General features: G+C 63.5%; 9 protein-coding genes. 3 read left to right on the top strand and 6 right to left on the bottom strand.

Annotated elements, in window-relative coordinates:
* The coding region (locus tag WD767_16590) for a peptide chain release factor-like protein (GenBank protein MEX2617709.1) at positions 1 to 421 on the top strand (421 nt) is incomplete at its 5' end.
* A 14-nt stretch (positions 422 to 435) separates the two neighbouring features.
* Here WD767_16590 and WD767_16585 read toward each other — a convergent pair.
* From WD767_16585 to WD767_16570, 4 genes are all read right to left on the bottom strand, one after another.
* Entirely contained in the window at positions 436 to 1,230 is a 795-nt protein-coding gene (locus tag WD767_16585) for a ferritin-like domain-containing protein (GenBank protein MEX2617708.1), read from the bottom strand.
* A 26-nt stretch (positions 1,231 to 1,256) separates the two neighbouring features.
* A complete protein-coding gene (locus WD767_16580; GenBank protein MEX2617707.1) occupies positions 1,257 to 2,102 on the bottom strand; it encodes a fumarylacetoacetate hydrolase family protein in 846 nt (281 codons plus the stop codon).
* Positions 2,103 to 2,195: 93 nt separating this feature from the next.
* Positions 2,196 to 2,657, bottom strand: a complete 462-nt coding sequence (gene bcp, locus WD767_16575; protein ID MEX2617706.1) for a thioredoxin-dependent thiol peroxidase — start codon at positions 2,655 to 2,657, stop codon at positions 2,196 to 2,198.
* Between the two features lie 41 nt (positions 2,658 to 2,698).
* The gene (locus WD767_16570; protein MEX2617705.1) at positions 2,699 to 5,641 is read right to left on the bottom strand and encodes a bifunctional [glutamine synthetase] adenylyltransferase/[glutamine synthetase]-adenylyl-L-tyrosine phosphorylase; all 2,943 of its coding nucleotides are present in this window, start codon (positions 5,639 to 5,641) and stop codon (positions 2,699 to 2,701) included.
* 114 nt (positions 5,642 to 5,755) lie between these two features.
* Here WD767_16570 and WD767_16565 point away from each other — a divergent pair, with 114 nt between their 5' ends.
* Entirely contained in the window at positions 5,756 to 9,112 is a 3,357-nt protein-coding gene (locus WD767_16565; GenBank protein ID MEX2617704.1) for an AsmA-like C-terminal domain-containing protein, read from the top strand.
* 12 nt (positions 9,113 to 9,124) lie between these two features.
* Here the strand turns inward: WD767_16565 and tyrS are convergent, their stop codons facing one another.
* Positions 9,125 to 10,378 carry a tyrosine--tRNA ligase gene (gene tyrS, locus WD767_16560; protein ID MEX2617703.1) on the bottom strand — a complete coding sequence of 418 codons (1,254 nt, stop codon included), beginning with the start codon at positions 10,376 to 10,378 and terminating at the stop codon, positions 9,125 to 9,127.
* 82 nt (positions 10,379 to 10,460) lie between these two features.
* Between tyrS and WD767_16555 the strand changes: the two genes are divergently transcribed.
* Positions 10,461 to 11,552 (top strand): anhydro-N-acetylmuramic acid kinase, encoded by a 1,092-nt coding sequence (locus WD767_16555; GenBank protein MEX2617702.1) that lies wholly within the window; start codon positions 10,461 to 10,463, stop codon positions 11,550 to 11,552.
* 57 nt (positions 11,553 to 11,609) lie between these two features.
* Here WD767_16555 and WD767_16550 read toward each other — a convergent pair whose 3' ends face one another.
* On the bottom strand, positions 11,610 to 12,266 hold the full coding sequence (locus tag WD767_16550) for an alpha/beta hydrolase (protein MEX2617701.1): 657 nt from the start codon (positions 12,264 to 12,266) through the stop codon (positions 11,610 to 11,612).
* Positions 12,267 to 12,448 lie beyond the last annotated feature (182 nt).

The raw sequence follows: 12,448 nt of genomic DNA, 5'->3' as shown, positions 1-12,448 counted from the left end.
GGACCTGCGCATCGATACCTACCGCGCCTCGGGCGCCGGCGGCCAGCACGTCAACCGGACGGACAGCGCCGTGCGGATCACGCATGAACCGACCGGCGTTGTCGTGCAATGTCAGCAGGACCGCTCGCAGCACAAGAACAGGGCCAGCGCCATGAACATGCTGAAGGCGCGCCTCTATGAACGGGAACTGACCCGCCGCGAGGCGGCAGCCCGCGCAGAGCATGATGCGAAGTCGGATATCGGCTGGGGCCACCAGATACGGTCCTATGTGCTGCATCCGTACCAGATGGTAAAGGATTTGCGAACCGATGCCGAAACAAGTAATGCCCAGAGCGTTTTGGATGGCGATCTTGATCTTTTTCTCGAAGCGGCGCTTGCCGCCCGCGCCGGAACGAAACGCGCCGACAAGTCCGCGCAGTAGGCTCAGTCCGGCGGTTACGGCAGGGCGAGGGGTTCATACCAGTCGGCATTGAAACCGGCGGCATCGCGGCCCGCCCGGTTGAAGGGCGGCCTGACGGCGCCACGGTAATACCGGCGGACCAGCGCCTGGAATGCCGGCGCAGGGTCGAGGCCCCGCGCGGCGGCGATATGGTCGAACCAGCGCTGTCCGGCAGCGACATGGCCTATCTCGTCCGCCAGGATGATGCGAAGAATGCGGGCGCTTTCGGTATCGCCGGCCTTGTCCAGTTTTTCAATCATGACCGGTGTCACGTCCAGGCCGCGTGCTTCCAGCACCAGCGGCGCCACCGCCAGTCGGGCCAGCACGTCATGCGCGGTTTCCTGTGCCGATTGCCACAGCCCGTCATGCGCCGGCAGGTCGCCGTAGGCGGCTCCCATGTCGGTGAGACGGCCGCTCAGCAGGGTGAAGTGCTTCGCTTCCTCGTCGCCGACCATCACCCAGTCGTCGTAAAATGACCGCGGCAGGTCGGGATTGGCGAAGCGGGCAATCATGTCCCAGGCCAGATCGATCGCATTCAGTTCGATATGGGCGATGGCGTGCAGCAGGGCGACCCTGCCGGCCGTACCCCGGCGACGCGGCATTTCCGACGGATGTTTCAGGACAGGACGGCCGGGCCGCGCCGGCCGCTCCGGTGGCGGAACTTTGCCGATTTCGACAATGCCGCCATTGCGCCATGCCGCCGCGGTGTCGCGGCTGCGCGCCGATTTCTCGACGGGCGAGGCGGTCTGCAAAATGCGGCAGGCAGCCTGTGTGAGGGAGATATCGCCCATCGCCACAGGCCGAGCCGATTGCGGGATCAGCGGTCGGCGACCAGCGTCTGCCGTTGTTCGCCCAGCCCGTCGATGCCGAGCCGCATGACGTCGCCCGGCTTCAGGAAGACGCGCGGCTTCTGGCCCATGCCGACGCCCGGCGGCGTGCCGGTCGCGATCACGTCGCCGCTGTTCAGGGTCATGAACTGGCTGAGGTAATTGACCAGGTAGACAACGCCATACACCATGGTGTTCGTATTGCCGTTCTGGTAGCGGTGACCGTTTACCTCGGTCCACAGCGCCAGCGCCTGCGGGTCGGCGACTTCGTCCCTGGTGACCAGCCAGGGGCCGACGGGGCCGAACGTGTCGCAGCTCTTGCCCTTGGTCCACTGGCCCTGGCGGCGGATCTGGAAATCGCGTTCCGATACGTCATTGACGATGCAGTATCCGGCGACATGGTCCAGCGCATTGGCCGTGTCGATATACTTGCCCGGCTTGCCGATCACGAAGGCCAGTTCGACTTCCCAGTCTGTCTGTTCGGAGCCGCGCGGAATGATAACGTCGTCATGCGGGCCGGAAATCGCACTGTTCGCCTTCATGAACATGATCGGTTCCGGCGGGACCTCACCGCCGGTTTCCGCCGCATGGTCGGAATAATTCAGCCCGATGCAGATGAACTTGCCGATATTTCCGACACAGGGGCCCATGCGCGGCGTGCCGCTGACCCTGGGCAGCGAGGCGGGGTCCAGTGCCTTCAATTTTTCCAACGAGTCCGGCAGCAGCACATCGCCGGCGACATCGCCGATCACGCCCGACAGGTCGCGGATGGCGCCGTCGCTGTCCAGCATGCCGGGCTTCTCCGATCCGGCCGGTCCGTAACGCAGCAGTTTCATTGTATTCTCCCCAGTAAATCCATTGTTGTCGGTTGGCGGTGATCTTACGCGACGGCGTGCGACGCGACACCCCAAATCTTGCCCTGCAAAGGGTTACAGGTCGCCAAGGGCGGTCTGGACCTCGGCGACATGGCCCTTGACCTTCACCTTGCGCCAGACCCTGCGGATCGTGCCCTTGCCGTCGATCAGGAAGGTCGCCCGCTCGATCCCCATATAGACGCGGCCATACAGTTTCTTCTCTACCCAGACACCATAGGCCTCGCAGATATCGCCGGATTCATCCGCAACCAGCGGGAAGTTGAGCGCCTGCTTTGCCTTGAAATTGTCGTGCCGTTTGACGCTGTCCTTCGACACGCCGATAACCGCCGCGCCGGATTTTGTCAGGGCCGGCATGGCGTCGCGAAAGTCGCAGGCCTCCTGGGTGCAGCCCGGCGTGCTGTCCTTCGGATAAAAATACAGGATCACGGGCTTGCCGCGGAAATCCTTCAGCGATATCTCGCCGCCGCCGTCCGTCTTCGATGTGAAATCGGGCGCCTTGTCACCAGCATCCGGCATGGTTTTCTGTCTCCTGTTTCATGAGTCAATCCTGTCGTGTTTCAAGATGCATGGCCGACCAGGCGTTCGAAATGACCCCGGACGGTTGTGGCGGCCAACTCCATGTTTTTGATCAGCAGATCGAAGTCGGTGGCGCCGCCCGCCGTGACCAGCAGGCTGCGCTGCCCCTCCGTGACGTTTTCCCCATCGAACGCCCCTTCCACCGAAAGTCGCAGCACGCCCTGCAACCGCTGCCATAGCGCAAGTGTATCCTGAAGATCCGCGCCGGTCGCCGGGTCGAGCAGCCCGGCCGAAACCAGCCGCGTCAGCGCGTCCGCCGTATTGGGGCTGAGTGTATCCGGGTATTCCGACGCGTGGCGCAGCATCAGGTATTGAGCGATGAATTCTATATCGACCAGCCCGCCGCGGCGGTGCTTGATGTCCCAGATCGACTGTCCCTTGTGCTCCTGCGCCATTCGCGTACGCATGCTGGCGACTTCGTTTGCCAGGGCTTCCGGGTCGCGCTCGCGGGTCAGCGACTCGCGGATGATGCCCTCAACGGACTGGCGCAACTGTTCCGGGGCGGTGACCACCCGGGCGCGGGTCAACGCCATCTGTTCCCAGGTCCAGGCATCTGCCCGCTGGTATTGCGCGAAACCGTCCAGCCGCGATGCGATCGGTCCCTTGTTGCCGGACGGGCGCAACCGCATGTCGAGCTCGTAGAGCCGTCCCTCGCTGGTGCGAGCCGTGATTCCCGCGATCAGCCGCTGCGCCAGCCGCGTGAAATACAGGCCGGGGACCAGCGGCTTCGGGCCATCGGAACCACCGGCGTCCGGTTCATGGTCATAAACCATGACCATGTCGATGTCAGACCGATGCGCCAACTCGCCGCCGCCGAATTTCCCCATGGCGATCAACGCTGTGCCACCGCCCGCTACGCGGCCATGCAGGCGGATGAATTCCGCCTCGATGGCGTCCCATAAAAGGGTGATGGAAACATCGGCAATGGCGGTCAGGGTCGGGCCCGCGCGGCGGCCATCGGTCACGCCGCGCAGGATCTGCACGCCCGCCTGAAACTTGTGCTCATAGGCCCAGCGCCGGGTCAATTCCAGCACATCCTCGATATCGTTCGCCTGTTCCAGCGCGCGTTCCAGATCGGCCCGCAACAGTGCCGTCGTCGGGATCTCATCGACGAAATCAGTGCCCAGGACGGCATCGAGGCAGGATGGACTACGCACCAGCCAGTCGGATAATTGCGGCGCATTGCCCAGAATTTCCGCAACCAGGTCCAGTAGCGGCGGATTCGCCGTAAACAGCGAAAACAACTGGACGCCGGCGGGCTGGGCGCGCAGGTAGGCATCGAAGCGGATCAACGCCGTGTCCGGTTCCGACGTACGCGCCAGGGCCTGCAGCAACATGGGGACCAGTTCGGTCAGCAACTGCCGCGACCGTTCCGCCCGTGTCGCCCGGTATCGTCCGCGATGCCAGCCGCGGATGATGGCGGAAACCCGGCTGCCGTCGTTGAAGCCCATTTTTTCGAGGGTTTCCACCGTTTCCGGGTGATCTTCCCCGCCGGTAAAGACCAGCGCGCCCCCGGCGCCGAGATCGGGCGAATCCTCGAACAGGGCGGCATAATTGCTTTCGACGAAGCGCAGGTGTTCCACCAGCGTTTCGCGAAAATCCGCGCCGTCCCGGTGTCCGAGAAAAATTGCCAGGGCCTCGATATCCTCATCCGGCTTCGGCAGCGTCTGGGTCTGTTCGTCATTGATCATCTGCAGCCGGTGCTCGACCCGCCGCAGATATTCATAGGCCCTGACCATGCCGTCGGCGGTATCCTGGGTGACCTGACCGATCGTTACGAGTCCCTGCAGGGTCCGGCAGGTTTCCGGAGTCCGCAATTCGGGTTCGCGCCCGCCCCAGATCAGTTGCTGGGTCTGGGTAAAGAATTCGATCTCCCGGATTCCGCCGCGGCCCAGCTTGATATTATGGCCGTTTACGGCAATTTCGCCGCCGCCGCGTTGCGCGGTAATCTGGCGCTTGATGGAATGGATATCCTGAATGGCGGCGAAATCAAGGTGCTTGCGCCAGATGTAGGGTCGAAGCCGGTCCAGGAACTCGTGCCCCGTATCGACGTCGCCCGCGACCGGCCGCGCCTTGATCATGGCGGCGCGTTCCCAGTTCTGTCCCATGCTCTCGTAGTAATCGAGCGCCGCGTCCATCGAAACCGCGAGCGGGGTCGAGGAGGGGTCCGGGCGCAGGCGGAGGTCGGTCCGGAAGACATAGCCGTCCGCCGTGCGCTCGCTCAGCAGTTTCACGATGCTCCGGGTCACCCGGACAAAGATCTGTGTCAGCGCGGCCTTGTCGGGCGCGGAAACCTTTTCCGGATCGAACAGGACGATAAGGTCGATATCGCTGGAATAGTTGAGTTCCCGCGCCCCGAGCTTGCCCATGCCCAGCACGACGAAACCCGAATGCCGGTTCGGATCGGTGCTGTCCGCCAGGACGATGCCGCCGCGGGCCGCCGCGACGCGCAATGCATGGCCGACAGCGAGCCGGATGGCGCTGTCGGCGAACTCGGAAAGTGCCTGTGTGACACGGGTGACGGACCACATCCCGGCCATATCGGCAATCCCGACCAGCAGCGCGACCCGCTGCCGGATTTTCCGCAGGACCGACATGACGTGACTTTCGCCGGTGTCTTCGCCGATTTCCGCCTCGAGCCGGCCGATCAGCGCCGCAAGAACCGCGTCCGGACCCCGGCAGAGGAGGTCGCGAATGAACGGCGTTTCCCTCTCAAAGGCATGGCCGAGGAAGGGGCTGTTCCCGAAAACCGCGTGCAGCAGTCGGCGGCCGTCCGGGCTGGCGGAAAGGGTTGCAACGAAGTCTGCTTCCTCCGGTGCGCCGGCGGCAATTTCATGCAGCCGTTCGATACCTGTTTCGGTCCAGTCGGGATGCCCGGCGCGGGGCAGTTGCTGCGGATTGAACGGGAAGACGAGATCGGACATGGGCGAGATCACATTTAAGGGCGCCAGTGCAGGTCAGCCATGATTTGCTCTAGCAGGCGCGAATTGAACTATGCGATGTAACTATATGTCATACCCGAGCAAACGACACCCATCGTGATCCGTCGCGGCGCACGCATTTTTCTGGAGTTTCTGGCCGGCCTGGCAGCGGGCGCCATGATCCTTGCGCTGGTCGGCTGGTGGTGGCTGTCGACCGGGCCTATCACGGTGACATTTCTGAACCCCTATATCGAAGACGCGCTCTCGCTGCGTGACAGTACCGTCGCCGTGGAAATCGACGATACGGTTCTTGTATGGGCGGGATGGGAACGCGCCGTCGATGTGCGGGTCACCAATCTGCGCGTTCTGGATTTCGAGCGGAAGGTCATTGCGACGCTACCGCAGGTTTCGCTCGGGTTTTCGCTCCGCGCCATGATGCGCGGACTGCTCGCGCCGACCTATATCGAAATTCAGGCGCCGGAAGTTTCGGTGGTTCGCCACAGCGACGGCAACTATGCCGCGAGCCTGGCCAGCGGCGCGGCAGGAGAAAACCAGCCTGGCGAGGACGCTGTGCTTTCCGGGCTGGTCACGGAACTGCTGTCGACGCCTGACCTGACGCGGTCGTTCGGATACCTTCGGCGGGTCGGGATCGTCGACGCGGATCTGACGCTGCGGGATCACAGGCTGAACCGGGTCTGGCACGCGCCGAGCGCCGATATCACCATGGTTCGCAATACCGCCGGGATCGGCGCGGATTTCGTACTCGAACTGGCGCAGGACGGCGAAAACAGCCGCATTGCCGGTATCGCGGAATTCCGGCGGGATACAACGGAATTCCTGGCCCGACTCGATTTTTCAGACCTCGATTCGGCGCCGTTCCTGACCGGGATCGACATCCCGCCGGTGCAACGCCTGGCAGCGGCGCGTTATCGGGTGAATGGCACTGTGGACCTGCGGGCTGCCGCGGACGGTACCTTGCGCTCGGTCCAGTTCGACGTCGCCACGGAAACGAGCGAATTCAACGGAATGCTCAGCCTGGACTCGGAGGCGTACGGTTATGCCGCGCGGGTTTCCTTCGAAAACCTGCCGACCGCCATGGCGACCGATGCAGTACCGGAAATCGCCGAATGGGTGGAGGCCGATCTGGCGTTCAGCGGTACCATGGAACTGGCTGGCGCGGTGGATGGATTCATCGACACGATGACCATAGACGTGACCGGGGGCGGCGGGTCGGTGCGGGTGGCGAAACTGCTGCCCGACCCGGTTGCGGTGGCGGGAATCCGACTGAAAGCCATAGTTACGGATGACGGCGACCAGATAAGGGTATCCGAAGCGGTCGTCGACCTGACGCAGGGCAGCCTGGCGATGAACGCCGTCGCGACGAAGCATGGCGCCGACTGGAGCCTGCGCTACGGTGCGCGCGCGACCGGGGTGCCCACGAACGATATCCGGCAATACTGGCCGCCGGCGGCGGCGGAGAGCGCGCGGCGCTGGGTCCTGCTGAACCTGACCGACGGCCAGGTGAGCGATGCGAGCCTGAGTCTCGTGGCCCGGTATTCAAAGCCGGCGGAAGACGGCGCGAACGAAATCGGCGTCACGGTGGAGTCGCTGCATGGCGGCATCACCGTCGAAGGCCTGTCCGTGGACTATTATCACCCGTTGCCCAAAATCACCAATGGCCGGGCCGACATGACCTTTACCGCGGACCAGTTCGATGTCGCCGTCCGCGGCGGTGCGCTGCGCGACCTTCGGGTGGATTCGGGCAGGGTTCTTATAACGGATATCAGCGGCTACGATCCGAAAATCGCCATCGACGGGACGATTCGGGGCCCGTTGCAGACGGCACTGACCGTGCTGGACAGCAAGCCGCTGGAATTCCTCAGCAATATCGGCCTGGATGCAAAAGCCATTACCGGCGCGACGGCGGCGCGGATTGTACTTGAGTTTCCGCTGCTGAATGACCTCAAGGTCGAACAGATCGCCATCGCGGCCGGCGCGACATTGCGCGATGTGGCGATCAACCGGGGGCCGCTGGGGCTGGCGATGCGGCAGGGCGCGCTGGAGCTGAAGGTGACCGGGCAGGGCATCACGGCGGCGGGGACCGCCAGTTTTGCCGGCGTTCCGGTCAAGATCGACTGGCGGGAAAACTTCGGCGGTACAAGGGAGTTCCAGCGCCAGGTGAATGTATCGGGACTGCTGGGCAACGAGGCCCGGCGCGTGCTGGGATTCTCCGGGCTGACGTTCCTCGATGGGGAGGTTCCGACCGATGTGCGGGTGACGATGCCGTTCGACGGCCGGCGCGAGGTCATTGTGACGGCGGACCTGAAACGCGGGTCGCTGGAGTTCCCCTTCATCCACTGGCGCAAACCGCCCGGCATCCCTGCCATGCTGACCGCGTTCGCGGTGACCCCGCCCGGCGGCGACACGGTGATCGAGACGTTGAAAATTTCCGCCGGCGACTTGCGTGTGAATGCGCGCGCCGAAATGACCGACGACGCCAGGGGGCTGAAACTGCTGGAATTCCGCGACCTGCAGTTCGCCGGTAACAGTCTGACAGGCCGCATCGGTTTCCGGGACGGCGGCGGCTACGATATCGCGCTGTCCGGACCACGCCTGGACGTCGAACCGTTCTTGCAGTCCGACGACGAGGTGGATATGCGGGCGGCGGGCGAAGCGATACCCCTGCGGATCGACGTCAATATCGCGGAAGTCCACCTGGGGGACGGCCAGATTTTACGGGACGTTCGGGCTGTGCTCGACGGCACTGACGCGGACTGGCGGCAAGTCGATGTGGATTCCGCAATTGGCGGTGGCGACCGCCTGACGATGCAGTACCGGCCGGACGGCGCCGGCCGTAGCATGACCATCGCAACAGATAACGGCGGTGACGCCTTGCGGGCGCTGGGATGGACCAGGCGGGTCAGTAGCGGCAAGCTGCGCATCACTGGCAAACAGACGGCGCCGGGCGCGCCGATGGCGGGCGTTTTTTCGCTTCGGGAGTTCAAGGTCAGCGACGCTCCCGCGCTGGCCCGGATCCTCCAGGTCCTGTCGCTGACGGGGATTTTTTCGGCGTTGAACCAGACCGGGCTGGACTTCGTGGCCCTCAATGGCGAATTCCGTTATTACGGCGGCGTCCTTGAGGTGAGCGATACAAGGGCCTTCGGTTCCTCGCTCGGGATAACGACGGAGGGGGTCATCTTCACCGGTTCGAATGTGGTTCGGCTCGACGGCACGATCGTCCCCGCCTACACGATCAATCAGGTGCTGGGAAAAATTCCGATCCTGGGACATATCCTGACCGGCGGAAAAAGCGAAGGCGTGTTCGCGGCCAATTATGCGCTATCGGGCAGTCTCGAAAATCCGGAGGTTTCGGTAAACCCGCTTTCGGCCCTGGCGCCGGGATTCCTGCGCAATCTTATCGGCGGCAACGCCAAGCCGATTGCCGACAAGGATGTGCCGTCCAGCGCCGATTGATCACGATCTGTTTTATACGGGGCAGGCCAGGGCGTGGCGTTTGCGGCCCGCCGACAGTTTTATGACCCCTTCGGCGTTGATATCGGCCATCGTGACGAGCGCTTTTTCGTCCGCGATCCGCGTGTCGTTCAGCCGCGCGCCGCCGCCCCTGATCAGCCGGCGGGCTTCGCCGTTGCTGGCGGCGAGGGACAGGCGCTGCATAAGTTCGTAGGCGAGAATGCCTGCCTCGATTTCACCCCGTGGAATATCGACCCGCGGCAAATCCCCGCCGATGGCGCCTTCCTCGAATGTCCTGCGGGCGGTTTCCGCAGCCGCCTGTGCCGCAGGTTTCCCGTGGCACAGCGCCGTCGCTTCGTTGGCGAGCGTCTTCTTGGCGTCGTTCAGTTCCGCGCCATCCAGCGATTCCAGCCGGGCGATTTCGTCGAGCGGCAGGTCGGTGAACAGGCGCAGGAAGCGGCCGACATCGTCGTCATGGGTGTTGCGCCAGTACTGCCAGTAATCATAGGCGGACAGGCGGTCCGCGTTCAGCCAGATCGCGCCGGACGCGGTCTTGCCCATCTTGGCGCCGCTGGCGGTCGTCAGCAGGGGCGTCGTCAGCCCAAACAATTCCGTCTGGTCTATCCGCCGGCCGAGATCGACGCCACTGACGATATTGCCCCACTGGTCGGAACCGCCCATCTGCAACCGGCAATCGTGGCGCCGGGCCAGTTCCAGGAAGTCGTAGGACTGCAGCACCATGTAATTGAATTCCAGAAAGGAAAGCGGCTGCTCGCGCTCCAGCCGCAGCTTGATCGAATCGAATCCCAGCATCCGGTTCACCGAAAAATGCCGGCCGTAGTCGCGCAGGAAGTCGATATAGGAAAGGCGGTCGAGCCAGTCCGCATTATTGACCATGATCGCGTCGGTCGGCCCGTCGCCGAAGGTCAGGAATTTTTCGAAGACGCCGCGGATGCCGGCGATATTCGCGGCGATCTGGTCTTCGGTCAGCAGTTGGCGCTGGGTGTCCTTGCCGGACGGATCGCCAATTTTCGTCGTGCCGCCGCCCATCAGGACGACTGGCCGGTGCCCTGTGCGTTGCAACAGGCGCAGCAGCATGATCGGCACCAGGCTGCCGGCATGCAGCGAATCGGCGGTGGCGTCGAAGCCGATATAGGCGGTGACGATCCCTTTCGCGGCAAGGGCGTCCAGCGCCGCGCTGTCCGTGCACTGGTGAATGAAGCCGCGATCGCTGGCGGCCCGCAGGAATTCCGATTTCGACTGTGTCATGTTTCCGTTCCGTTTACGCGGCGGTCATGTATCACAATCGCACGATGGCGACAAACCGGTGTATACTGCGGATATGACGGATATGGATTTACAGCAGCCGGTGCTGGCGCTCGGCCTGATGAGCGGGACCTCAATGGACGGTATCGACGCCGCCCTGCTCTGGACCGATGGCGACAGGGTCGTCGAGCCACGCGGCACGCTGAGCGTCGCCTACGAGCCGGCGCTGCGCGATGCGCTGCGCCGGACCGTGGCGCTTGCTGAAATGTTGCCGGGCGTGGATGCGATCGAACGCGCGATGACACTGGCCCATGCGGCGGCGGTCGAGGCGCTGCTGCAGCAACTGAAAATTCCGCCCGATGAGGTTCGGGTCATCGGATTTCACGGACAGACGATCCTGCATCGCCCCGAAGCGGGCATAACCTGGCAGATCGGCGACGGGGCGCTGCTGGCGGTGGCCAGTGAAATCGATGTTGTCTCGGATTTCCGCGCCGCCGATGTTGCGGCCGGCGGGGAAGGGGCGCCGCTGGCGCCGGTGTATCACGCGGCGCTGGCGGCCGATGAGGCGCGGCCGGTCGCCATTCTCAATATCGGCGGCGTCGCCAATGTGACGTGGATCGGCCCGGCGGGGGAACTGATCGCCTTCGATACCGGGCCGGGGAATGCGATGGTCGATGACTGGTGCCTGACGCATACCGGCGAACCGCTGGACGCCGACGGCAGGCTGGCGGCATCGGGGGTAATTGACCCTGCGGCGCTGGCCGCCCTGCTGGACAATCCTTATTTCGACCGCCGACCGCCGAAATCGCTGGACCGCAATGCGTTCAGCGCGTCGCCGGTCGCGGCGCTTTCCCCGGCGGACGGGGCGGCCACGCTGGCGGCGTTCACGGCGCATGCGGTGGCGCGCGCGGCGGCGCATTTTCCGTCGCCCGCCAGACGGTGGCTGGTCTGCGGCGGCGGCCGCCACAATCCCTATATTATGAAGTTGCTGGCCAGGACGCTGAAGCAGCCGGTCGCACCGGTCGAAGCGGCGTCATGGGACGGCGACGCGCTGGAAGCGCAGGCCTTTGCCTATCTGGCGGTACGGTCGCTTCGCGGTATGGCGCTGACCTATCCGGCGACGACAGGTGTGTCGAAGCCGCTGACCGGCGGGCGCCTTGACCCGGCGCTTCTATAGATCACGCGAATCCGGAATAGGATCACGATGGCCGCGCCACGGTTATCCTGAAGTAATTCACTCGGCCGGGCTTTTTTCCATCATGGCGGTGTCGATGTAGCTGCCGACATGCCCGACCAGTTCATCCATGTGACCGTTGAAAAAATGGTTCGCGCCCGGCACGATTTCATGGCTGATGGTTACGCCCTTTTGCTGGCGCAGTTTGTCGATCAGCTTCTGTACGGAATCGGCGGGGACGATCTCATCCTTGTCGCCCTGGACAACCAGACCGGAGGCGGGGCAGGGCGCCAGAAACGAAAAGTCATACATGTTCGCCGGCGGCGCGACAGAGATAAAGCCGGTAATTTCGGGCCGGCGCATCAGCAGTTGCATGCCGATCCAGGCGCCGAAGGAAAATCCCGCGATCCAGCATTGCGGCGAATCCTGGTTGTTCGCCTGCAGCCAGTCAAGCGCCGCCGCCGCATCGGACATCTCTCCTTCACCTCGGGAAAACGTTCCCTGCGACCGGCCGACCCCCCGGAAATTGAACCGCAGGCACGAAAACCCCCGCGCCAGAAATGTCTGATAAAGCGAATAGACGACCTTGTTGTTCATCGTGCCGCCATGCAGCGGGTGCGGATGCAGAAACAGGGCGATTGGCGCATTCGGCACTTTAGCGGCCAGATATCGGGCTTCGATGCGACCTTCGGGTCCGTTTATGGTAATTTCGGGCATGTGTTCTCCAAATGGCGCCGGGCCGCAGATAAGGGCTGTTAAGCCTGTTTTTCGATTAAATCAAGTAATAGTGAGACAAGCCTTTGTTCGAAAAAGGGAAACTTAATCTACTGTTCTTGACTGTACTACATGGCGCCATATATCCTGAATTTCAACCGGGTTCGTGAATCGAAAGCGGCCCC

This window comes from Alphaproteobacteria bacterium, assembly GCA_040905865.1.
Taxonomy (GTDB): Bacteria; Pseudomonadota; Alphaproteobacteria; order UBA8366.
The sequence above is the reverse complement of the archived record's forward strand: the minus strand, read 5'-3'. Positions and strand labels throughout refer to the sequence as shown.

Coding starts and splice junctions, on each gene's coding strand:
- WD767_16585 (MEX2617708.1), bottom strand. CDS start 1,230: ATGGGCGATATCTCCCTCACACAGGCTGCCTGCCGCATTTTGCAGACC.
- WD767_16580 (MEX2617707.1), bottom strand. CDS start 2,102: ATGAAACTGCTGCGTTACGGACCGGCCGGATCGGAGAAGCCCGGCATG.
- bcp (MEX2617706.1), bottom strand. CDS start 2,657: ATGCCGGATGCTGGTGACAAGGCGCCCGATTTCACATCGAAGACGGAC.
- WD767_16570 (MEX2617705.1), bottom strand. CDS start 5,641: ATGTCCGATCTCGTCTTCCCGTTCAATCCGCAGCAACTGCCCCGCGCC.
- tyrS (MEX2617703.1), bottom strand. CDS start 10,378: ATGACACAGTCGAAATCGGAATTCCTGCGGGCCGCCAGCGATCGCGGC.
- WD767_16555 (MEX2617702.1), top strand. CDS start 10,461: ATGGATTTACAGCAGCCGGTGCTGGCGCTCGGCCTGATGAGCGGGACC.
- WD767_16550 (MEX2617701.1), bottom strand. CDS start 12,266: ATGCCCGAAATTACCATAAACGGACCCGAAGGTCGCATCGAAGCCCGA.